This window comes from Azospirillum mesophilum, from assembly GCF_053470405.2.
In genome coordinates this window covers 39,995-62,941 of the sequence record NZ_JBPXMQ020000027.1, presented here as the reverse complement: position 1 = coordinate 62,941, position 22,947 = coordinate 39,995, and the positions used below count along the sequence as shown (strand labels likewise).

Annotated in this window: 18 protein-coding genes and 1 riboswitch; of the genes, 6 read left to right on the top strand and 12 right to left on the bottom strand. The window is 69.2% G+C overall.

What is annotated here, in order from left to right; genetic code table 11:
- Positions 1–102: 102 nt before the first annotated feature.
- A complete protein-coding gene (locus ACSVC7_RS22685) occupies positions 103–2,139 on the bottom strand; it encodes a multicopper oxidase family protein (protein WP_448206904.1) in 2,037 nt (678 codons plus the stop codon).
- Between the two features lie 310 nt (positions 2,140–2,449).
- Between ACSVC7_RS22685 and ACSVC7_RS22680 the strand changes: the two genes are divergently transcribed.
- Complete coding sequence (locus tag ACSVC7_RS22680; protein WP_448206905.1) at positions 2,450–2,806, top strand: hypothetical protein; 357 nt, start codon at positions 2,450–2,452, stop codon at positions 2,804–2,806.
- Between the two features lie 41 nt (positions 2,807–2,847).
- Here the strand turns inward: ACSVC7_RS22680 and ACSVC7_RS22675 are convergent, their stop codons facing one another.
- Positions 2,848–3,210 (bottom strand): hypothetical protein, encoded by a 363-nt coding sequence (locus ACSVC7_RS22675; RefSeq protein WP_448206906.1) that lies wholly within the window; start codon positions 3,208–3,210, stop codon positions 2,848–2,850.
- 194 nt (positions 3,211–3,404) lie between these two features.
- On the opposite strand from ACSVC7_RS22675, the gene ACSVC7_RS22670 reads away from it, so the two are divergent.
- Positions 3,405–3,764, top strand: a complete 360-nt coding sequence (locus ACSVC7_RS22670; RefSeq protein ID WP_448206907.1) for a hypothetical protein — start codon at positions 3,405–3,407, stop codon at positions 3,762–3,764.
- Positions 3,765–3,788: 24 nt separating this feature from the next.
- On the opposite strand, the gene ACSVC7_RS22665 is transcribed toward ACSVC7_RS22670, so the two are convergent.
- Complete coding sequence (locus ACSVC7_RS22665) at positions 3,789–5,483, bottom strand: methyl-accepting chemotaxis protein (protein ID WP_448206908.1); 1,695 nt, start codon at positions 5,481–5,483, stop codon at positions 3,789–3,791.
- A 236-nt stretch (positions 5,484–5,719) separates the two neighbouring features.
- Positions 5,720–5,828: riboswitch (yybP-ykoY riboswitch) on the top strand.
- Positions 5,829–5,916: 88 nt separating this feature from the next.
- Between ACSVC7_RS22665 and ACSVC7_RS22660 the strand changes: the two genes are divergently transcribed.
- From ACSVC7_RS22660 to ACSVC7_RS22650, 3 genes are all read left to right on the top strand, one after another.
- On the top strand, positions 5,917–6,480 hold the full coding sequence (locus tag ACSVC7_RS22660) for a manganese efflux pump MntP (RefSeq protein ID WP_448206909.1): 564 nt from the start codon (positions 5,917–5,919) through the stop codon (positions 6,478–6,480).
- A gap of 13 nt (positions 6,481–6,493) precedes the next feature.
- A complete protein-coding gene (gene dmeF, locus ACSVC7_RS22655; RefSeq protein ID WP_448206910.1) occupies positions 6,494–7,498 on the top strand; it encodes a CDF family Co(II)/Ni(II) efflux transporter DmeF in 1,005 nt (334 codons plus the stop codon).
- A gap of 78 nt (positions 7,499–7,576) precedes the next feature.
- Complete coding sequence (locus ACSVC7_RS22650) at positions 7,577–8,395, top strand: tellurite resistance TerB family protein (protein WP_448206911.1); 819 nt, start codon at positions 7,577–7,579, stop codon at positions 8,393–8,395.
- A gap of 16 nt (positions 8,396–8,411) precedes the next feature.
- On the opposite strand, the gene ACSVC7_RS22645 is transcribed toward ACSVC7_RS22650, so the two are convergent.
- Positions 8,412–9,056 carry a GntR family transcriptional regulator gene (locus tag ACSVC7_RS22645; protein WP_448206912.1) on the bottom strand — a complete coding sequence of 215 codons (645 nt, stop codon included), beginning with the start codon at positions 9,054–9,056 and terminating at the stop codon, positions 8,412–8,414.
- Positions 9,057–9,143: 87 nt separating this feature from the next.
- On the opposite strand from ACSVC7_RS22645, the gene ACSVC7_RS22640 reads away from it, so the two are divergent.
- Positions 9,144–9,740 carry an O-methyltransferase gene (locus ACSVC7_RS22640; RefSeq protein ID WP_448206913.1) on the top strand — a complete coding sequence of 199 codons (597 nt, stop codon included), beginning with the start codon at positions 9,144–9,146 and terminating at the stop codon, positions 9,738–9,740.
- Between the two features lie 44 nt (positions 9,741–9,784).
- Here the strand turns inward: ACSVC7_RS22640 and ACSVC7_RS22635 are convergent, their stop codons facing one another.
- From ACSVC7_RS22635 to ACSVC7_RS22600, 8 genes are all read right to left on the bottom strand, one after another.
- The gene (locus ACSVC7_RS22635; RefSeq protein WP_448206914.1) at positions 9,785–13,186 is read right to left on the bottom strand and encodes an acyl-[ACP]--phospholipid O-acyltransferase; all 3,402 of its coding nucleotides are present in this window, start codon (positions 13,184–13,186) and stop codon (positions 9,785–9,787) included.
- Positions 13,183–13,782, bottom strand: coding sequence for a TetR/AcrR family transcriptional regulator (locus ACSVC7_RS22630; protein WP_448206915.1), 600 nt, complete (start codon positions 13,780–13,782; stop codon positions 13,183–13,185). Before ACSVC7_RS22630 ends, ACSVC7_RS22635 begins: the two co-directional genes overlap by 4 nt.
- A 142-nt stretch (positions 13,783–13,924) precedes the next feature.
- Positions 13,925–14,791, bottom strand: coding sequence for an alpha/beta hydrolase (locus ACSVC7_RS22625; protein ID WP_448206916.1), 867 nt, complete (start codon positions 14,789–14,791; stop codon positions 13,925–13,927).
- Positions 14,788–15,894: a fatty acid desaturase gene (locus ACSVC7_RS22620; protein ID WP_448206917.1), complete on the bottom strand. Its 1,107-nt coding sequence runs from the start codon at positions 15,892–15,894 to the stop codon at positions 14,788–14,790. The genes ACSVC7_RS22625 and ACSVC7_RS22620 overlap by 4 nt, the downstream gene beginning before the upstream one ends.
- Positions 15,895–16,082: 188 nt before the next feature.
- Positions 16,083–17,678: a B12-binding domain-containing radical SAM protein gene (locus ACSVC7_RS22615; protein ID WP_448206918.1), complete on the bottom strand. Its 1,596-nt coding sequence runs from the start codon at positions 17,676–17,678 to the stop codon at positions 16,083–16,085.
- Positions 17,679–17,897: 219 nt separating this feature from the next.
- A complete protein-coding gene (locus tag ACSVC7_RS22610; protein ID WP_448206919.1) occupies positions 17,898–19,382 on the bottom strand; it encodes a phosphatidylserine decarboxylase in 1,485 nt (494 codons plus the stop codon).
- Between the two features lie 332 nt (positions 19,383–19,714).
- Complete coding sequence (locus ACSVC7_RS22605; RefSeq protein WP_448206920.1) at positions 19,715–21,052, bottom strand: HlyD family type I secretion periplasmic adaptor subunit; 1,338 nt, start codon at positions 21,050–21,052, stop codon at positions 19,715–19,717.
- A gap of 68 nt (positions 21,053–21,120) precedes the next feature.
- On the bottom strand, positions 21,121–22,857 hold the full coding sequence (locus ACSVC7_RS22600) for a type I secretion system permease/ATPase (RefSeq protein ID WP_448206921.1): 1,737 nt from the start codon (positions 22,855–22,857) through the stop codon (positions 21,121–21,123).
- Positions 22,858–22,947: the final 90 nt, after the last annotated feature.

Sequence of the window (22,947 nt, the reverse complement as noted above, 5' to 3'; positions counted from 1 at the left end):
GCTCTACGAACGGGAAAGAAAGCATCCCGCCGTGGGCAAAAAGAAAAGGCGCGGCCGATCCTGTCGGCCGCGCCCTCATTGCATCGGTGTTTTCCCGACGACTCAGTGCGTCAGATGCGCCGTCTTCTCGCCATGCGCGGCGCCGGAGTCCGGCAGGGAGATGCGCACGTTCTGCATCATGCCCTGGTCCTCGTGGTCGAGGATGTGGCAGTGCAGGACGAACTCGCCGATGTAGCGCTGGTAGCGGGTCCGGACGACCACCTTGTAGCCTTCCTTCACGAAGACCGTGTCCTTCCACAGCCCCCGCATGTCCAGATACTGCGGGTCGTTGCCGGCCAGCTTCAGCCGCTCCTCGTACCTCTTCGCCGGGTCGGTGATGTCCTCGCCCTTCTCATTGAGGACCTTCACGACCTGGAACGGGTTGATGTGGATGTGAAAGGGGTGGGACGCCCGGTTGGAGGTCAGCTCCCACTGGTCCACGCCGCCCAGCGTCAGCGGACGGTCCACGCGCGACGGGTCGTAGGGCTGGCCGTCCACCTGGAAGACCGCCGGCTTCTGCGCGATGTCGATGTTGAAGGCGAGCTGCTGGTGGCCCGTCACCTCCTTCTCCTCAATCGGCTTGTGCGGCACGAAGGAGGACAGCTTCAGCCCGTCCTTCAGGTCGTCCGCGACCTTCTTGCGCACCTTCTCCACCGGCAGCCGGTCGGCGGCGGCCAGCAGGGCGGCGCGGATGGTCGGCTCCTCCTCGACCGTGCCGGTGCCGGACGCGGTGACGATGCCCAGCACGTTCTGCGCCTCCGCCTGGAAGCTGATGGAGCTGGCGGCGTCGACCTCCTCGTCCAGCAGGCAATAGTCGCCGGCCTCCGGGAAGGCCACCAGCACGTCGCTGCGGTAGCCGGGCTGGAGGATGTTGGTGTCCTTGCGCTCGAACTGCGGGCGGGTCAGGCCGTCGGTGGCGAACTCCCACTGGCCGACCGCCGGGCCGGTGCAGTTGGCCTTCACCCAGGCGGCGCGGTCCTTGGCGGGCACCGCGTCGAAGCTGGTGGCCCCGGCGCGCACCTTGCGGATGCGCAGCTCGATGGTCTCGCGCGACCCGGCGTGCAGCAGGCGCCAGCGCTGGATCTGCCCGACCTTCACGTCCACATAGTGGGGCAGCACCTGCCCGTTGATCATGGTGAAGCGGCCGGACTTCTCCCAGGTGCCGAAGGTCAGCTGGTCATAGCCGTCCACCCCGCCGACCTCGCCCTCGCCGCAGGCCCACTTGCCGGTGGCCGGGTCGGTCTTGATCGTGCCGTCGGCGTTGCGGCAGGCGTAGGGGATCTGGCCGAACAGCATGACGACGTCCTTGAAGGACGCGCCGGTCTTTTCCTTCAGGATCAGGTCCACGTCGCCCGGACGCTTGTCGCCGTCCGGCAGGCGGTTGCCCTGCACGATCAGCGCGCCGGCCATGCCGCTGGCCACCTGGATGGCGGTCGAGCCGTGGCGGTGCGGGTGGTACCAGAAGGTGCCCGACGGATGGTCCGCCGGCACGTTGTATTCGTACTGGAACTCCATCTTCGGCTTCAGCACGACCAGCACGTTGTCGCTGTTGCCGGTGGGCGACACCCACAGCCCGTGGGCGTGCAGGTTCGTCCAGTTGAAGCAGGCCGGCGTGTTGTGGTCCTTGCCCGGTTCGCAATGGTCGTCCGGCAGCCCGTTGTGCAGCGTCATGCGCACCGTCTCGCCGGGCCGGACCGCGATGGTCGGCGCCGCGAGCTGGTTGTTGTAGGTGCGCAGCTTCACGCGGTCCTTCCGGTTGGTGACCGGATTCCAGATGTCCGTCGTGGTTTCCACGGCGTCGAGCCGCAGGCTCGCCTCGCCGCGCACCACCGGCACGTCCGACAGCGTCTGGCGCCGCGGCCCGGCCCCCGTCGCCGAGTCCTTCAGCGGCGCCAGGGGCGAATTCGGGGCGGCGGCCGGAAGGCCACGCTCGATCCCCAGCACCGGCGGGGGCTGGAGAAGGCGCTGCTCGGTCTGCGCGGCGGCGGGCGCCGCCTGGGCGAGCAACGCGACCACCGGCAGGGCGGCGGCCCGGAAAAGGGTGAATCGCGGCGCGCGGAGCGTGCGCCGCGCCTTGGCTGTGTCTCTGGTGGACGTCATGCGGGCTCCCCAATGGACCTGCGGCGCCATGCCCGCCCGGCGGGCGCGACCGCGGCTTTGTGTGATGCGCCCAATTGGGTAGCATAAATTGTTGCTATTATCAAATATCAGTAGAGTATCGATACAGATAATCGCGCATTGCGCATGGTTGCGTTCCCATTTCACCATCATTCATAGGCATGTCGCCCCGCAAACGGAGCGGCGCCACGGAAGGCATGGCCGCGTGACCTTTTTGCGCTGCACGATGGTATGAGGGCGCGGGCCGGGGCTTGTGATAGGATGGGGCCGTTAGACCGAAGCCTCGGAACCCATGTCGAGCCTCTCCTCCGGACTGAACGCCCTCGTCGCCACGGTGCTGCGCAGCCATCCCTCGCTGCGCATGCTGCCGATCTCCCGCTACACGCAGGATCAGGCCGCCGTCTACGCCACGGCCAACGGGCGCGCCATCGCGCACGAGGTCGATGCCGACGGCCGGCAGTCCCTGCTGGTCGCGCTGGGCGGGCTGGATTACGTCAGCGTCTGCGACCTGGAGCACGACCTGTGGCTGCCCAGCCACCAGCCGGTGTCGCTGATCATCCCGGAACTGCGGGCGGGCCTGCTGGCCCGATTCGCGCCGAAGACGGCCGGCGACGTGTGCCGGATCGTGGAAGCCGTCTGCCCGGTCTGATCCTCCGCCTCCCTTGGTCGCCGGGGCGCCCCCGGTGCCCCTTAACGCGGCACGCGGCCGGACTGGCAGGCCTCACGCGCCTTGGCATCCACCACGGCGGCAGGCGTGGCGGCGGACGTGGCCGGGTCGGCGGGCTTGCCCGGCTGGTACAGCGCCGCCGGCAGCGGATGGCCGTCCTTGGCGCCCTCCCGCAGGTGCCAGGACAGCACGCAGGAGCAGAGCCGCGCCGCCTCCGCCGGGTCGGGGCCGTTGGAGGCGGCGAAGGGGCTGGCCTCGCAGGCCGACAGGAAGGCCCGGCTGTCCACCGCCCTGCCCCCGTCCGATGGGTCGTTGCCGAAGACCAGCAGCGCGGCACCGCAGGCGAGCAGGAAGAGCAGCAGAATGGAGCGGGTGCTTCGAAACACGGGCGGAATCCTCAGGCGGCGGGTGACGCCTCTTGTGCACCAGAACCGCCTCCGCGCGCACCATCGGATCGCGATGGGGGACGCTTCAGGGCCGTCCCGCCCGGAGTAACGCGCACGCACGGCTGGGCAGGACGGGGGCAGCCGGCGCGACAATCGGGAACACACAGGGGGAAACACACAGGAGGTTGCGGCCCATGCCCTCCCCGATCCCTGCCCTACTTGGCGCCAGCGCGCTTCTGCTCTCCGCTCCGGTCTTCGCGCAAGGCGTGACGCCCTACGACACCTACCGCGACGCCTACGGCGATCCGCATTACAGCGGCAACCTGACCCCGCAGCCCGATGACCGGACGATCCTCGGCCCCGGTGTGGCGGCGGGCGATCCGTGGCTGACCCGCACACGGCCGGCGCGCGGCTGGGGCGAGGTGGACGACCTGAACGCCGGCTTCTGGGAATGGCAGGCGGACCGTATCCAGCAACGGCGTCAGCAGGCCGCGGAGGACGAGGCCTTCTGGCGCTGGCGCGACGACCGCTACCGCGCCCGAACGCACCGCTGAGTCCGCACCGGTAAGCTTGCCCGGTCAGGCGGAGCGGATCCGGTCCAGAAACCGTTCGGCCTGATCGCGCAGTTCGGTGGCCTGCCTGCCCAGGTCGTCGGCGGCCGAGCGGACCTCCGACGCCATGGAGCCGGTCCCCTGCGCGGCCTCCGACACGTCGCGGACGTCGCGGGTCACCTCCGCCGTGCGGTCGGCGGCGCGCTGGACGCTGCGGGCGATGTCGGCGGTGGTGGCGCCCTGCTCGTCGGCGGACTGGGCGATGCGCCCGACCAGATCGCTGACGGCAAGCACCTTGCGCCCGATGCCCCCGATGGCCGTGACAGCGCTGCCGGTCACAGACTGGATTTCCGCGACCTGCTGCGCGATCTCGTCGGTGGCCCTGGCGGTCTGGTTGGCAAGGCTTTTCACCTCGCCGGCCACGACGGCAAAGCCCTTGCCGGCCTCGCCCGCGCGGGCGGCCTCGATGGTGGCGTTGAGCGCCAGCAGGTTGGTCTGCGCGGCGATGGACTGGATCAGGGTGACGACCTCGCCGATCCGGCCGGCCGCCGCCGCGAGCCCTTCCACCGTCTGGTTGGTGCGGTCCACCTCCTCCACGGCGGAGCGGACCATCGTCGAGGACTCCTCGATCCGGCGGCCGACCTCCCCGATGGACGCGGACAGTTCCTCCGTCGCGCGGGCGACGGTCTGCACGTCGTCGCTGGCCTCTCCGGCAGCGGCGCTGACCGACGCGGCGCGGCCGCTGCCGTTCTCAGCGATCTCGTGCAGGTGCCGGGCGTTGGATTGAAGTTGCGCCGTGGTGGCGCTGAGCGTGCCGACGACGCCCAGCAGCGTGCCTTCGAAGGACCGGGCGACCGCGTTCAGGGCGTCCTTCCGCTCGCTCTCGGCGCGGGCGCGCTCCTCGGCCTGGGCGGCTTGCAGGCGCGCGACCGCCTGGGCGTTGTCCTTGAAGACGCTGAGCGCCTGGGCCATGCCGCCGATCTCGTCGGCGCGGCCGAGCGCCGGGACGGCGACCGCGAGGTTGCCGTGGGCCAGTTCCTCCATGGCCCGGCGGATGGCGCTGAGGGGGCGGAACATGCGGCGCGACAGGGTGAGGCAGCCGCCCGCGACCAGCAGCGTCACCAGGGCGCTCAGCCCGGCGATCCACGCCTGGGTGTCGCGGATGGTCGTGAAGAACTCCGCCTTCGGGACGCCGACATACAGCACGCCGATCACTTGGCCCGCGGCGTTCCTGATGGGGTCGTAGGCGGTGAAGAAGGGAACGCCCAGGATGTCCGCCTGCCCCCGGTAGGGCTGGCCCCGCCCGAGCACCGCGTCGTGCACCGGCCCGGCGGCGAGCTTCGTGCCGACCGCACGGCCCCCGTCGGGCTTGAGCACGTTGGTGGTGACGCGCGTGTCCCCCATGAAGACGGTCGCCGTTCCGCCGACCAGCTGCTTCACCCGGTCCACCGGCTCGAAGAGGTCATTCAGCGCCCGATCGCCGGCGAGCAGCCGGCCGTCGCGGGCGTCGAAGTCCCGCCCGTACTGCCGCAGCACGTCCCAGGCGACGCGCATGTTCGTCTCCTGGCGCTCCATCGCCATGCGCTCGGCATAGCCGGTGAGCAGGACCTCGTTGACCCCGAACGTGGCGGCCGCGAGCAAGACCAGCCCGCCCACGCACAAGGCCACCGTCTTCGCCGCCAGCGACAGCGCCCCCATCTTCACCCCGGTCCCCATGCTCATCCCCGCCATCCCCGCGCGTCGAAAATTAGCGTTTTCTTTTAAAGGCTTAGTCTTTTCGCAGTTGCGTCCGCAAAGGATGGCCGACCGGATCGTTAAAAATTCGTTTGAAATCGAAACATACCGGGAGCTGCGCGGCATCGGGTCGCAAGGGAAGGTATCCGCTCTTTAGAGGGTTTCCAAAGTATCTGAACAGCTGTTCATATAGATTGACGCCAAGCCCGGTTGGCTGTAGCGTCCGGCCCGTCATTGGGGAGTAGCCACCCTCCGTGGAGAGGGGCGCGCGCCAACAGACTCGGGGACCTTCCCCGTGGCGCGTGCGGCGGCCGGACCAAGGTCCGGTTGGTTCGGCGAGACCGATGGTGCGGAAGCGACCCGAAGGCCAAACCGGGGACGCCGATGCGCTGTCGCGTCCTGTTTGGCCGGAGACCACCCCATGCTCGGCGCCACCTCTCTCGCGCTCGCCATCAGCCTTTCCATGGACAGCTTCGCCGCGGCGCTCGGCCGCGGGGCGGGCCAGCAACGCCCCGGCATGGGCGAGGCCCTGCGCGTCGGCTTTGCCTTCGGGGCCTGCCAGCTCGGCATGGCGACGCTCGGCTGGGCGCTGGGCGCCACCTTCGCGGAGATGGTCCAGGCGGTGGACCACTGGATCGCCTTCGGCCTGCTGCTCCTGATTGGCGGCTCGATGATCCGCAACGCCATCAAGGGCGAAGAGGACGACGAGGCGGCGGCCACCCGGTCCGGCTGGCTGGCCCTGCTGACCATGGCGGTGGCGACCAGCATCGACGCCAGCGCGGTCGGCGTCGGCCTCGCCATGGCCGATGTGGACATCGCCGTCACCGCCTCGCTGATCGGCATCGTCACCTTCCTGATGGGCTTCGGCGGCGTCCTGCTGGGCCGCGCCGCCGGGCCGCTGCTGGGCCGCCGGGCGGAATTGGTGGGCGGGCTTGGCCTGATCGCCATCGGCACCAAGATCCTGGTGGAACACACGCTGCTCTGACCGGAAAGGCCACATGCACACCCATTCGCTCGACCGCTGGAAACACGACCACGCTTTCGGCCAGGAAGAGGCGAGCGCCGCGGAGCGCCGCACCCTGATCGTGGCGGGTCTGACCGCCGTGACCATGGTGGTGGAGATCGCCGCCGGGCTCTGGACCAATTCCATGGCTCTGCTGGCGGACGGCGTGCACATGGCCTCCCACGTCCTGGCGCTGGGCATCTCGGCCTTCGCCTACATCTACGCCCGCCGCCACGCCCGCGACCCGCGCTTCAGCTTCGGCACGGGCAAGGTCAACGCGCTGGGCGGCTTCACCGGCGCGCTGCTGCTGGCCGTCGTGGCGCTGGGCATGGGGTGGGAGAGCATCGCCCGCCTGATCTCCCCCGGCGCCATCGCCTACGACGAAGCCATCGTCATCGCCGTCCTCGGCCTTATCGTGAACGCCGCCAGCGCCCTGATCCTCGGCGGGCACGGGCATGACCATGGGCATGGGCATGATCATGGGCATGGGCACCACGACCATCATGGGCATGATCATCACGGGAATGGACACGCCCATCACCACGATCACCATCATGGGCATCACCACGGCCACGCGCACGAGGACCACAATCTGCGCTCGGCCTATCTGCATGTTCTGGCTGATGCGCTGACCTCGGTGCTGGCCATCGCCGCCCTGCTCGGCGCGAAATATTCGGGCGCGACCTGGCTCGACCCGGTGATGGGAATCGTGGGCGCGGCGCTGGTGGCGAACTGGTCGCGCGGGCTGATCCGCACGACCAGCCGCGTGCTGCTCGACCACCAGGCCCCCGAGGACGTGCGCGAGGGCATCCGCGCCGCCATCGAGCGCGGGGACGACCGCGTGGCCGACCTGCATGTCTGGTCCATCGGCCCCGGCGTGAACGCCGCCATCGTCAGCCTCGTCACCCACGACCCCCAGCCGCCGGAGCATTACCGGGCGCGAATCCCGGCCGAACTGGGCATCCGGCACCTCAGCGTCGAAGTGAACCGCTGCGTCTGAGCAAAAACTTTCAGGATGCGCGTCCATCCCGTCTGTTGTCGTCGCGCGGACAACATCGCAAGGACGGGACATCACACCATGGCCGACCTTCAGAACATCCTCGGCACCATGCTGGCGACCGGCATGGGCGGACGCAGCGGCATGGGCATGGAGAACATGGGCTCCATCCTGAACAACACTGGCCTCAACAACACTGGCCTGAACGACACCGGCCTGAACGACACAGGGTTCGGCGCCGCCCCGACCCAGGCCCGCAGCGGCATGAACGTCGGCTCGATGGCCGGGCTCGGCGCGCTGGCCTACATCGCCTATCGGGCCTTCCAGGAGCGGCAGCGGAACATGCAGGACTCCGCCGGACCGGCGCCCTCCCCACAGCCCTCCCCTTCCGGGGGTGGCCTGTGGGGAGGATCGTCCGGCGGCGGCATTCTGGGCAGCATTTTCGGTGGCAGCTCCGGCGGCGGTTCGCTGGGCGACCGGCTGTCGCAGGTCCTCCAGCCCCGCTCCGCCCCGCAGCCCGAGGCCGGTAGCGAGGGCGCCTATCCGTCGCTGGCGATGGAGGACCAGCACGCGCTGCTGCTGATCCGCGCCATGATCGCCGCCGCCAACGCCGACGGCCAGATCACCGCGGAGGAGCGCCAGCGCATCCTGTCCGCCCTGGACGAGGCCGGCGCCGGCCCGGACGAGCGGCGCATCGTGGAGCAAGAGCTTGACCGTCCGCAGTCGCTGGACTCGCTGGTGCAGGCGGTCCACGACCCGCAGACGGCGGAGCAGGTCTACATGGCCTCGATGATGGCGGTGGACCGGAATTCGGACACGGAACGGTCCTACCTGAACTATCTCGCGACGCGCCTGCGCATCGACCCGCAGCGCCTTCAGCAGCTCAACCAAGCGGCCTGAAGCCGGCAGATTCACTTCACGTCCGCGCGCTCAGGGCGAGCGAGCGGACGTGCACGCGCGCGACGGCCTCGGCCCGGTCGGGGTCGCGTGCGCGGATCGCCGCGACCAGATGGGCGTGGTCGTCGCGCCGTGCGGACAGGTCGCCGTCCGTCGCCGGCATGCCCCGGCACATCGCCCGCGTCTGGGCGTAGAGAGCTTCCAGCATCCGCTCGATGGTCGTGTTGCCGGCGATGCGCAGCACCGCCTGATGGAAGGCCAGCGCCGCGTCGGCGTAGCCAGCCGCGTCGCCCCGCTCCAGGCAGTCCTGCTGGTCCTTGAGCGATTGCTCCAGCGCCGCGACCTCCGCCAGCCCGGCCCGTTCGGCCGCCAGCCGCGCGGCCATGCCCTCCAGCGCTTCCCGAGTCTCGTACAGTTCGGCCAGCCGCCGCGCGTCGAAGCGCACCAGGAACACGCCATGGCGGGGCACGACCTCCAGCAGCCCTTCCGATTCCAGCCGCGCGATGGCGTCCCACACGGGCGAGCGGCTGACCCCCAGTTCCTGCGCCAGCGCGATCACGTTCACCTTGTCGCCGGGCGCGTAGCGACCGCTGTCCAGCAGCAGCGCGCGCAGGCGGTCATAGGCTTCCTCGCCCAGGCTGGGGCGGCGTGTCCGGACGGTCATGGGCTGGGCCTCCTTGTCACATCACCATTGACAGTAACATGTCACCGGCGCATCGTCGAGGCCCGAACCACGAAAGGACCCCGACCCATGCTGGTGGATGCCGCCGTCGAGCGCGTGCTGCGCGAACTGGAAAGCTTCGGCCGTGACAACGACGCCCGCGAGGCGGACCGCAGCCGCAAGATGCTGAACCTGGAGCGGGAGACGGCGGAGCTTCTGCACATCCTCGTGCGCACCGGGCGCCGCCGCCGGGTGCTGGAGATCGGCACGTCCAACGGCGTCAGCACCCTCTGGCTGGCCTCCGCCCTGCGCGCCACCGGCGCCACCGAACCGCTGGTCACGATCGAGCGCGACCCCGCCAAGAGCGCCGAGGCCCGCGCCAACCTGGAGCGCGCCGGCCTCGCCGACCATGTCCGCCTGCTGGTCGGCGACGCGACGGAGACCGTGGCCGCCCTGCCCGGCCCCTTCGACTGCGTCTTCTTCGACGCCGACCGCTGGAGCGCCCCGGACCAGCTCGCCCTCCTCCTGCCGAAGCTGGAGCCGGACTGCCTCCTGCTGGCCGACAACGCCCTCTCCCACCCGCAGGAGATCGCCGGCTACATTGCGGCCGCGGAGGCCCTGCCCGGCTTCGCCGCAACCACCTTCGCCGTGGGCAAGGGCCTGCATGTGGCCTGCCGGGCCGGATAAACCCTCTCCCACCGAAGGTGGAAGAGGGGCTTTTCAGGTGCGCCTCACGCCACCTCCCCCGCCAGCGCCTCTTCCGCGAGGCGGGTGACCGCCGGGTAGTCGGTCTTGCCGGTGCCCAGCAGCGGAAGGGACGGGACGCGGAGGATGTCGCGGGGGATGGCGATCTCCGGCGCGCCCTTGCTGCGCGCGGCGGCGACCAGCGCGTCGCGGGTCAGGGAGGTGCCGGCGGTCACCAGCACGATGCGCTCCCCGCGCTTGGCGTCCGGCAGGGCAACGGCGGCGTGCGCGGCGGTGGGATCGGCGGCCAGCGCCAGATCCTCCACCACGCCCAGCGGGACCATCTCGCCGGCCACCTTGGCGAAGCGCTTGACCCGACCAACGATGCGGATGAAGCCGCCCTCCTCGATCTCCACGATGTCGCCGGTGTCGTGCCAGCCGTCCTCCGGCGGGTCGATCACGCCGGGACGGTCGGCGTGCAGGTAGCCCTTCATCACATTCGGCCCCCGCACGCGCAGCCGACCGCCGACCGGCACGCCGGGCACGGGCACCAGCTCCGTCTCGATGCCCGGCAGCGCCTGCCCCACCGTGCCGGCGCGGAAGCGGGCCGGCGTGTTCACGGCGATGACCGGCGCGGTCTCGGTGGTGCCGTAGCCCTCCAGCAGGTGCACGCGCAGCCGTTCGGTGTAGGTGCGCCGCGTCTCCGGCTGCAAACGCTCCGCCCCGGCGAAGACCAGCCGCAGGGAGCGGAAGTCGTAGGGGTCCGCCGCCCGCGCCCAGGCGCTCAGGAAAAAGTCCGTGCCGAACAGCACCGTCGCGTTGGTCTGGTAGACCAGCTCCGGGATCAGCCGGACGTGGCGCGGGTTGGGGTAGAGCACCGTCTTCACCCCGTTCAGGATCGGCAGCAGCAACCCGCCCAGCAACCCGAAGGAGTGGAAGACGGGCAGGCAGTTGAACACCACGTCCTGCCGCGTGAAGTCCACCACGGAGGCCACCTGCGCCATGTTGGCGAGCAGGTTGTCGTGGGTCAGCGCGACACCCTTCGGCGGCCCCTCCGACCCGGAGGTGAAGAGGATCGCCGCCACGTCGTCCGGCCCGCCCTGCGGCGGCAGCAGCCGCTCCGGCAGGAACAGCGCGGTCAGCGCGCGCAGCTTGTCGCCCAGCGTCAGCCCGCGCTTCACGTCCTCCAGGTGGATGATCGCGTGGTCGGCGGCCAGGGCCTCGACCAGCGCGCCCAGCCGGCCCTTCTCCACGAACTGGGTGGAGGTGACAATCCGGCGCACCCCGGCGGCGCGGCAGGCAGCCTTGATCGAGTCCACCCCGGCGGTGAAGTTCAGCATCGCCGCCGGCCGTCCATAGGCGGTCAGCCCGAAGAACACCGCCGCCGTGGGCGAGGCGGTCGGCAGCAGCACGCCCACGGCCTCCCCCGGCTCCGTGCCCTGCGTCAGGATGCGGCCCAGCACCAGGGCCCGCGCGGTCAGCGCCCGGTAGGACACGGTGGTGAAGTCGGCGTCCTGCACCGCCGCCTCCCGCCGGCCGGTCTTGCGGCCGGCGTCGAGCAGGGCGAGCGTCAGCGTCTCCGGCCGCCGGTTGGCGGCGAAGACCGTCTCGGTCATGACCCGCGACAGCCAGTCCTTCAGGGCGGCGCGGCGCTTCTTGCCGATCATGCCCGAGACGTCCGGCGTGAGGACCGGCGGCATCACGGTGATGGTGATGCGCGGGAACAGGCCCAGCCGCAGCCGTCCGTGCATGCGCGACAGGATGGAGCGCTGGGCACCCTCGATGCAGACCGGCACGATGGGGCAGCGCGCCTTGTCGGCCAGCATGCCGGGGCCGCCGTTGATCTTCATGAGGGAGCCGGTGACGGTGATCCGCCCTTCCGGGAAGATGCAGATCCGGTGCCCCTCTGCCAGCGTGCGGGCGAGCACGCGGGTGCCCAGCGGGTTCGTCGTGTCGATGGTCACATGGTCGGCCAGCGCCAGCAGGGGCTTGGCCCAGACGCGGCTGGCGATGAAGGTGTCCACCGCGAACTTCATGCCCGGCAGGAAGGCGCCCAGCAGCGCGCCGTCCAGGAAGGACTGGTGGTTCGGCGTGATCACGGCGGCACCCGTCAGCCCCTCCAGATGCTCCACCCCGCGCACCTCGACCCGGAAGGCAAGGCGGAACAGGCCGCGCGCCAGGGCGCGGGCGATCTCCATGCCGTCGATGGCGAGCGCCAGCAGCACGGCGGCCAGCATGCTCGCCCCACCCACCGTGGCGACGGTCAGGGGCGACAGGCCCAGACCAAGCATGGCCGCGGCGACGCCGGAGCCCACCACCATGAACAGCGCGTTCACCACGTTGGCCGCCGCGATGACCCGCGCGCGGGCCGACACGGCCGCCCGGTGCTGGATCAGCGCGTAGAGCGGCACCGCGAAGGCACCGCCCGCCGCCGCGATCACGAACAGGTCGGCCAGCAGCGGCAGCGCCCAGGGCTGGGCCAGCAGCGCCAGGGGCGACAGAGGCTCCGCCGACGGTGCCGACGGCGTCAGGAAGGGCAGCGCCGCACCCGCGACCGCCGCGACCAACCCGGCCAGGGCGGCCCGCCGCGCGTCCTTGGTGGAGGGTACTCGATGCCCCAGCCCCGCCAGGACGGAACCGACGGCAACGCCGACCGCGAACACCGCGAGCAGCAGCGTGGCCCCGTCGGCGTCCGCCCCCAGCGCTTCCCGCGCGATGGAGGGGAACTGCGCCATGACCACCGCGCCGACGCCCCAAAAGACGGAGATGCCGTAGATCGCCCGCATGGACGCCCGATCCTGCGACACGGCGCGCAGCACACGCAGCGTCACCGACACAGGGTTCAGCCCCACGCGCACGGCCGGATCCGCGTTGCCGGCGCGCGGGATCAGCAGCGAGGCCACCAGCCCCAGCCCCGCCGACGCGCCGAGCAGCGCCGGCACCGCCCAGGGATCGGCCAGCGCCAGCGAGCCGCCCGCGATGGTGCCCAGCAGGATGGCGACGAAGGTCCCGGCCTCCACCAGCCCGTTGCCGGCGGACAGCTCGTCGGCACTCAACAGGTCGGGCAGCAGGCCGTACTTGACCGGCCCGAAGACCGTGGAATGGGCGCCCATGCCGACCAGCGCCGCGATCAGGATGGGAAGGTTGGCGTCCAGAATGCCCCAGGCGGCCAAGCCCATCAGCCCGATCTCCGCCACCTTGACGGCGCGGGCGACCAGCGTGCGGTCGAACCGGTCGGCCATCTGCCCGGCGGTGGCCGAGAACAGCAGGAAGGGCAGCGTGAAGGCCCCCGCCGCGAGGGTGGAGACGAGGGCGCCGTTGCCGGCCATGCCGTAGACGGCCAGCACCGCGATGGCGCCGCGCAGCACATTGTCGCCGAAGGCGCCCAGGAACTGCGTCAGGAACAGCGGCAGGAAGCGCCGCGTGGCGAGGAGGCCCAATTCGCTCATGACACGGTTCCTTTCCCGGAGTTCTTTTGGGCGATGCCGTTCAGCAGGGCATCGGCGATGGTGCCGGCCAGCGCGCGGAGCGGGGCCTTCTGCCGTCCGTAGACGTGCGACTGCACGTTCATGACGATGGCGCCGATGATGGTGTGGGCCAGGGCCTCCCGGTCGGCGTCGCGCAGGCTGCCCTCCGCGATGCCGTCGCCGACGATGGCGCAGATCACGTCCACCGGCGTTTCCTGCCCGTCCGGCACCAGGGGCAGCGCGTCGTGCTGCGACAGCAGCAGGAAGCGCGCGCGGTCGGGGGCGGCCTCGACCAGATCGAAGGCCCAGGCGACGACCCGCCGCAGCCGCTCCGGCGCCGGGCCGCTGCCGGCGGCCTCCCGCAGGGTTCTGGACATCGCCGTGTATTCGGCGGCGAACAGGTCGGCGGCAAGGTCTTCCTTGCTGGGCCAGTGGCGGTACAGCGCCCCTTCGGACACGCCCGCGGCGCGGGCGATGTCCTTGACCGTCGTGCCCTTCACCCCCTTGGAGGCAAACAGCGCGATGGCGGCGTCCCGCACCTTGTGGCGCACGTCAGTGGATCGGGAATCGTTGGGCATGGTGCTCTCGTTCGTGAGCGGACGCACGTAAGTGAATGTTCATTCACATGCTGCCTCAAACCGGCCGACCGCGCAAGCGGGGATATGGTCATAAGCGGAATCGTCGTTCGGCGATGCCAGGACGCACGCCGCAGGCGCTCGGCTAGTCGCTCAGCCAGTCGTACATCGCCCCATGATGCAGGATCGGGACGCTGAGGTGCGTTTCCCCTTCGAAATACCGTGCGGAGCAGTCTTTCAGGTTCTTCTCGTACCATTCGGTGCAGACGACCGGGGTGATGTCGTCGCTGAGCCCGTGGAACAGCATCACGGGGGCGTGCACGTTTCTCAGGTCGCAGCCGCCCCAGTCCCCCAGATGCATCCGGAGGTCGGCGAGAAGGCCGTCCGTGCCGGGGCGCAGCGCCTCGCGAAAGCTTTTCGTCAGGACCGCGAGCACCCGGGGCTCCAGCGCCCGCCTTTCGATGTCGAGCGTCGCGGGGTCAAAGCGAAGCAGGGCGTGCAGCAGCCGGGGCGGAAGCCGGTACAGCAGGCACCGCCAGTTCACGTTCAGGCGCAAATAGATCGGAAAGGCCGTGAAGAACGGGAACTTGGCGATGTAGCAGCGCCCCAGCGGCACGGAGCCGGCGGGCGAGAGGCCCGCGAATCCGCCGATTTTCAACACCCGCTCCGGATGCACCGACGCGAAGGCAAGCGCGAAGGCCAAGCCGCCGGAATAGGTGAAAATCCGGCACTCCGATCTGCCGAATTCCCCCATCACCCGGACGATGTCGTCGGCGAAGGAGACGGCGTTCTGCCTGGGGTTGAAGTCGGAGCCGCCATATCCGGGACGGTCGATACCGACGATGAAGAAGCGGTCGTCCAGGAACAACGACGCTTCCAGCCGCGAGGAAATCAGGCCCCCGAAATACAGGACCAGCGGCTTGGCCGGGTCGCCGTAGGCCCGAACGCTGAGGGCGCGGCCGTCCGGAAGTCGGACGGCGACATCCCGGCCGGCGTCCCCACACGGCATCATGCGCAGGCCGACGCCGCCCGCAGATCGCGGAACCCGATGAGCCGCCGCGCGTCTTCGTCGAACAGGGCGAGCCGCACCGTCTTCAGGCTGTCCTTCAGGCTGATCGCCCGCACCGCCTGAAGCTCCGGGACGGAGCGGTGGCAGTCGCGCAGGCGGTAGCTCGGAACGCGCGAAGCCAGATGGTGCACATGGTGGTAGCCGACATAGGCGGTCATCCAGTGCAGCCAGCCCGGCAGGTCGTAGAAGGAGCAGCCTTGGATCGCCGCCTCGTGGAAGTCCCATTCCGGCTCGTGCCGCCAATAGACGGTTTCGAACTGGTGCTGGACGTAGAACATCCAAATGCCGATGGTCGCCGCGATCAGCACCACCGGCAGCCACACCTTCAGCACCGGACCCAGCCCGAAGACCGACGCGAGCAGCGCCAGGATGCCCAGGATCATCGCGTTGGTGGTCAGCACGCTGGCCCAGGCCTTGGCGTCGCGCACCTGATCGCCGAGCGGAAAGCGGAACTTCCACAGGAACAGGAAGGTCGGCCCCAGACCGAACAGCACCAGCGGGTGCCGGTAGATGCGGTAGCGCAGGCGCGCGAAGGGGCTGAGCGCCAGATACTCCCGCACCGTCAGCGTGTCGATGTCCCCGGTGCCGCGCTTGTCCAGGTTGCCGGAGGTCGCGTGGTGGATGGCGTGGTCGCGCCGCCACATCTCGTAGGGCGTCACGGTGATGACGCCGAGGCAGCGGCCCACCCAGTCGTTCGCCTTGCCCGACTTGAAGAAGGCGCCGTGGCCGCAGTCGTGCTGGAGGATCCACAGCCGCGCCAGGAACAGCGCGGCCGGCACCGCCAGCAGAAGCGTCAGCCAGTAGCCGACGTGCAGCGTCAGCGCCATCAGCGTGACGATGCCGGCGAGCGGCCCCAGCGTGACGGCGAGCTGGAGGACGCTGCGCGCCGCGCTGGGGTCCTTGTAGGGTGCCGTGCGTTCGGCCCAGAAGCGCGCGGCGCTCTTGCGCGCCGGACGGCCATCCTTTGGCGAATCCCCTTGGGGCGAGTCCTCGTCGGGCGAAGCTGCGGCACCGGCGTGTGGCGCCCCCATGGCGGCGGTGGTCATGAGGAGAAGGTCCCCTGATCGGAGAGAGCAGACGGCCAAGGCTCATCCCGGGGTCCCGCTGAGCCGGCGGCCTCTTGCCCCATGTTATATGACGAAGGTCAAGCGGGTGGGTGCCAAGTCTCTACTGGAGGAACAGGTCATCATCAACTCAACAATGGCAGCGGAAGGGCCTGCGGGGGAGAAACCGGTCAGTCCGCCCCTACAAGCTCCAGCGGAACGTCCACCAGCGGCGCGTTGACGTTGGCGCAGACCGGCGCGGCGCACGCGGCTTTCTCCGGCGTCGGCGCCAGGGCCTCCTCCAGGATGACGTTGCCCTTCCGGTCGGTCACCATGGTGGGGACGAACAGGCCGGCGTGACGGGCGTCCACCGGGAAGGCCGGCGTGAACAGCCCGTCGAGCGGCTCCGTCGTGGTGGCGCCGCTGCGGTTCGGGTGGCGCCGGCCACGCAGGTCGAAGGGCGAGGTGTCGTAGAAGGCACGGTACAGCGGCTTTATGACGCACACCGCCAGCTGGTCCCAGGTGAGGTCATGGCGCCGCCGCCAGGCGAAGCGGAACACCTGCCGGAACAGTTGGGCCCGGTGCTCCCGCATGCTGCTCATCGTGCGGATGTAGGCGGCGACCTCGTCGAGCGGATCCTTCGGCCACACCACCAGCGTGTCGCCGTCCATGTCTCGCAGGCGGGTGTTGGGCAGGAATCCGCCCTCGGCCGCGATCTCGCGGAACATCGGCGTGCCCGGCAGCGGGATCGCCAGACTGAGGAAGCCCGGCGAGGTGACGTCGTCGCGGCTCAGGATATCGTTGATGTCGGCCCGGAAGGAATCGATGGTCTGGTGCGCCGGATCGAAGATCAGGCCGTAATCGAAGACCATCCCGTGGTCGATGCATTTGCGCGCGATGTCGAAGCGGTCGGCGTGGCGGTTCTGCTTCTTCGCGTAGCGCTCGATCATGTCGCTCTGCAGCGACTCGACGCCGGAGAACAGGCCGACGCAGCCGGCTTCCTTCACCAGCCGCAGGTTCTCCTCGCGGGCGAAGAAGTCGGCGGTGACCAGCGCCAGCCAGCCCTTGAAGTAGCCGCGCTGCCAGTATTCCTTCACGATGGCCAGCCGCTCGCGGAAACTGGCGCGGTCGTTTCCGTAGAAGTTGTTGTCCTGGAGCGATATGTAATTGCACTTGCCCAGCGCCTCGAACTGGGCACGGATGAAGCTTTCGGAATAGGGCTGGTACTTGCCGCCCTCCCCCGTCAGGGAGCAGAAGCTGCACGCGAAGTTGCAGTTCCGGCTGGTCTCCACGAATCCGACGCCGTCGATCCTCTTGTACAGATCGAAGCGCGGCACGAGACCGGGCTTCACATGGTCGGGGCCAAAGGCGTCGGTGATGACCTCTTCGATCTCCTCCAGGTCGCCCTGGCAGGCGTAATCGAAGGCGGCGCGGGCCAGACCCGGCAGGGCGCGCACGGTGGGGCCGCCGGCCACCACGATCACGCCCGGATTCTTGGTCCGGGCGTAGGCCGTCAGCTGCCGCATGCGGTCCAGCGAATTGGTCGTGCCGGTCAGCACCAGCATGTCCGGCCAGGCAAAGTCGTCTTCCCGCGTCAAAAGCCCGGACTGCACCTCGCAATGCGTTCGGACCTCGCAAAGATCGGGATTGAAGGCGCCGGCGAGATAATAGGTGGCCGTCGCCGCCGTCAGGAACAGTTGCCGCGGCTCGTAAGTCCGAAAGGAATCGAAGCTCGCATTGACCAGGAGAATCCGTTTTTTGCCGCTTCCGCGTCGAGAGCTGACCATGCTTCCGGTATCCCTTGGCTTGCGAAAGCGCATTACGGGTGACGCCGAACGCGATTCCATTTTTGGGAGTTAGCCGTGGAGATACTTATCGGAAAAGCCGAACAAACGTCAAACGATTTTACCTTTAATTTATTGGGCTAATGAAGCGCCTACCCCACCGAGCCGCCGGAAGCCGGCGCGGAACCATGAGCCCCGCGCCGGGCCGAAGCGCCGGAAACGCTATTTGCCGGTCGGCGTTGTGCCGATGTTGATGATCCCGATCTGGTTGCCCAGCCGGGTCTGCACCGAGCCCGTCGCCAGATTGTTCGAGAACAGAAGCACGTTCATCGAACCGCCATACAGGAAGTTGCCGATCCGGCTGAACCCCCGCGTCAACTGGGCGCCCGGCTTGATCGCCGGATCCAGAACGACCGAGCCGATGGTGTCGAGGCCGACGGGGATGCTCGCCACATAGCCGGTCAGCGGGCTGCCGTTCGTGTTGGCGTACTGCACCTTGATGATGACGACGCCGCGCTGATAGACCTCGAACTCGCTGAAATCCGTGCCGGGCTGGGCCGGGTTGTGGTTCGACGGCATCAGGTTCGGCCAGTCGTCGTACCCGAACGTCGTCCCCTTCACGACTTCTGCATATTCGACGGTGCCGTTCACCGGCGAATGGAAGTTGTGGTAGGTGTTCGGCATCAGAATGCACGATACCCCGGTGCCACCCACGAAGGTCTTCTTCAGGTCATCCGGCGCGTTCCCCAGAAGCCGGTCGACCGAAATCGGGATGTTCTTGATGTCCAGAACCGTGTCGAGCTGGAGGGGATTGTCGATGAATTTGCGCGCGCCGCCCATGACCTTGTCCAGCGACTGGATCAGCGGATTCATGATGCAGTCGGTGGGCGAGACGATGATGTAGTCGCGCTCCGGATACTGGCTCAGCGGCATGGTCGAGGGCCGGCTGGGAATCGTCTGGGTGGCCTCGTCCATGGTGATGATGCGCGAGAAGAAGTCGTTCCAGGACTTGTAGTCCGACGCCTTCTGCCGCGGGTAATCGGCGATCTCGATGCGCGGGTCGGCGATCCACTGGCCGATGTTCTTCGTGGAGGCGGGGCTGTCCATGAACGCGCCGGCCTCGACGCTGAACTGCTTGAGGAAGTCGAAATTGTTGGGAAGCCGGTTCGCCGGATTCGCCGGATCCCGCCCCTGGGCGAAATTCTTCCCGGCGAGGTTCTTGTAATAGAACCAGTACATCGGTCCGATGTACTTCATGCCGTCGTCCGAGTTTCCGCTGATCTGCGGGAGGGCGACGCACCATTGAAGCGTGTAGTCGGCAAGCTTGGCGGCAAGCGCGTCGGCGCTGCCCAACCCTTTCCAGATGTTCTTCTGGCCCGCGGCGCTGGGGGGCGGATCCTGCATGCCGTCCGACGCCATCTGCAAGGCCTTGTGCACAACCGGGTCGGTCGCGTTCGCCACCAGCAGGCTCGCGATGGAATTGGCGCAGGGCGACGCCGCGATGGACGACCGCTTCTCGTCGGACAGCGACGGAACGCCGTCCAGACGCTTCAGCACATCCTTGTAGGAGGATTCCGACACCAGGCTGCGGTATTCGGCCGGCACCGCCGTTTCGTAAGGAGTGGCCGCCTGCACCGCACCTTCAGCCGCGAGACAGCCCGCCATGACCAGGAGGGCGCCCGTCAGAGTGTTTGCATATGTCTTCATTATGTTGCTCATGAATTCTCAATCGAAAGACATCCCACCCTGTCAGATGCAATTTTCTGAAATCAACACTTCTGCTCATACATTTGATGAGGCCAAACATCTTCCATGCAATCGTATGGTCGCAAAATGTCAATGATGGCAATTTGAAAGACGGACTTTTTCAGCTTTGTTACGGGAGATACGATCGTACGTTTTAATCTTCACTGTCGCAGAGAGCGACAGTCGGCCAAACGGGCTCCACTTTACTTACGAGCGAAGGGCCGGGTGCCGCACAACGCAGCCGAGGCGGGCCATCGGGCCCGCCTCGGCATGCTACGGGAAAGCGGCGCGTATTAATCCTCGGTCAGCGCGTGGGCCATGGCGTCCTGCACGGGGGCCAGGACGTAGTCGATGGCGCGGCGCTTGCCCGTCGCGATCATCACGTCCGCCGGCATGCCCGGATGCAGCGCCACGTGGTCCAGCCGCTCCACCGCGCCCGGCAGCGGGCGGACGTGCGCCACGAAGTAGGGGGCGTTGGTCTTGGGATCGGTCAGGCGGTCGGCCGAGACGTCCAGCACGGTCGCGTCGATGCTCGGGGTGCGCCGGGGCTTGTAGGCGCTGAGGCGGATCTGCGCGGTCTGCCCGGCCTTCACCACGTCGATGTCCTGCGGGTCGATGCGCGCCTCGATGGTCATGGCCTCATGCTCCGGCACGATCTCCATCAGCGGTTCGCCCGCCTTGATCACGCCGCCGACGGTGAAGACGGACTGCGACACCACCCGGCCCTGCACCGGCGCGCGGATTTCCGTCCGCGCCACGGCGTCGCGGGCCGCCTTGATGCGCGCGGCCATCTGGTCCAGCGTGCCCTGCGCCTCCACCAGATCGGTGGCGATTTCCGACAGGCGGGTCTTCTCCTTGCTGCGGATCTGGAACTCGGCGACCGCGACGGCCTGCTCCGTCTGCGCCGCGCGGGCACGGGCCTCGTCGCGGGTGCCCGCCAGATCGGCCGCGGAGCGTTTCAGCGACAGCAGGCGCGTCTTGCGCTCCAGCCCCTTGACGACGAGGTCCTCGACGCCGGCCATCTCCTCCTGGATGAAGACGATCTGCTCCGCCGCCGAGCGCTCCTGCGTCCGGTAGGCGACGATTTCACGCTCGGCTTGCAGGCGCTGCTCGCGTAGCACGGCGATCTCGCCGTCGTAGCGGATCCAGCGCGCGGTGAAGAGCTGCTGCTGAACCGCCATGGCGCGCTGGGTGGCGGGATCCTCGGCCGGCAGTTCCTCCGGGCGGGAGAAGCCGCGCAGGCCGGCCGCCTCGGCGCGCAGGCGGGTCACCCGCACCAGCGCCGCGGCGTACTCGGCGGTCAATTCCTCCAGGGTGGCGCGGCTCTGCGTGCCTTCCAGGCGCAGCAGCACCTGCCCCGCCTGCACCACGTCGCCATCGCGCACCCGCAGTTCGGCGACGATGCCGCCTTCCAGATGCTGGACCGTCTTGCGGTTGCCGTCGACCACCACCGTGCCGGGGGCGTGCGCCGCGCCGTCGAGCGAGGCCAGGAAGCCCCAGCCGAGGCCGCCGCCCAGCGCCACCGCGATGGCCAGGGCGCCGGCCCGGATCGCCCCGCTGATGCACGGCTCGCCCCGGCGCGGGACCAGCACGACATCGTGTCGGCCAAGGATCATGTCGGTCGTCGTCATCGTGTCATCTCCGGTAAGGGCGTTATTGTCGGGGGCGTGTCGTTGGGGGCGTCGTGTCGAAGGGAGGATCAGGGCGCGGCGGTAGCCACGGAGTGGGGAGCGCCATGCCCGGCGGGTGGGCCACCGGCGCCCAGGCGCCGGAACATCTCGGCGCGGGAGCCGGCCTGGTCGATCATGCCCTCACGCAGCACGATGATGCGGTCCACGGCGTTCAGGATGGCGGGCCGGTGCGTGATCACCACCACCGCAGCGCCGGTCTCCTTGGCTTCCTGGATGGCCTGCGCGAGTGCCGCTTCACCGGCCTGGTCCAGGTTGGCGTTGGGCTCGTCCAGCACGATCAGGCGGGGCTCCCCGTACAGGGCGCGGGCCAGGGCGATGCGCTGGCGCTGGCCGCCGGACAGCCGGGCCCCGCCGTCGCCGATCTCCGTGCGGTAGCCGTCGGGAAGGCGGCCGATCATGTCGTGCACGTCGGCGTGCCGCGCCGCAGCGACCACGGCGGCCGGATCGACGGTGCCCATGCGGGCGATGTTCTCCTCGATGGTGCCGCCCAGCAGGCTGACGTTCTGCGGCAGATAGCCGACGTGCCGGCCGAAGTCGTCGCGCTCCCACTGCCAGACGTTCTGGCCGTCGAGGTACACGCCGCCCGCTGTCGGTTCGATCACGCCGACCAGCAGCCGGGCCAGCGTCGACTTGCCGGCCGCCGAGGAGCCGACGATGCCGATGGCCTCTCCCGGCTCCACGGAGAGGGAAACGTTGCGCAGCGTCGGACGCCCGGCCCCCGGCGGGACGTAGGTCACGCGGTCCAGCAGCAGGTGCCCACGGGGGTTGGCCAGGGTGGCGGACGGCGCCTCGGGGATCGCCGCGACGACGTCGCGCAGGCGGCGGTAGGATTCGCGGGCCGAGGACCAGTTGCGCCAGGAGTCGATCAGCTGTTCGAAGGGCGCCAGGCCGCGGCCCATCAGGATGGAGGCGGCCAGCATGCTGCCGGGCGACACCTCGCGGCCGATCACCAGCGCCGTGCCGGTGGCGACGATCGCCACCTGCGCCGACATGCGGCAGACCTTGGCGAGCGACGCGAAGGCCTGGGCGCGGCGGCCGGTGTCGTTGATCAGGTGCAGGTAGTCGTCGTTCGCGTCCTGCCAGCGGCGGCGCAGGCCGCCCATCATGCCCATGGCCTCGATCGCCTCGACGCTCTGGGACGCGGCCTCGATCTCGACGGTGTTGCGGTACAGCGCGCGGTTCGCCTGCGCCACGGCCGAGGAGGTCATCACCCGGCCGAGCAGGCTGAGGCCGACCAGGCACAGGATGCTGAGCCCGCAGACGATCCCGTAGGCCGGGTGGATGAGGTACAGGAACAGCAGGAACACGAGGCTGAGCGCCGCGTCGAAGGGGGCGGTGATGCTGGTCCCCGACAGGAACTGGCGCAGCTCGTTGAAGTCGCGCAGCACCTGGGCGGGCCGGCACTCGCCGCCGCGCAGCAGGCCGCGCATGGAGGATTCCAGGGCGCCCATGGTCAGCGTCTTCACGACCAGATGGCCCATGGCCTGCGACAGGCGGCTGCGGATGGCCTCGACAAGGCCGAACACCGCGAAGCAGCCCAGCGCCAGAAGCGACAGGGCGACCAGCGTCTCCATGCTGCGGCTGCCCAGCACGCGGTCGTAGACCTGCATGGTGTAGAGCGGCATCGCCAGCTGGACGAAGGCCAGGAAGACGCTGAAGGCGCCGGAGGCCGCGATGCCGGTCCGGATGCGCCGCCGGATGGTGCGGAGGAACGTCGGATCGTCGTGAATATCCCGTGCGGCCATCGGATGGGCGCTCCTGTCGGGTGTGGGTGCGCGGCGGGGGGGGGGGGGGGGAAGGAAGGGGAGGAGGAAGATCCCATGGGGGGGGGTGTT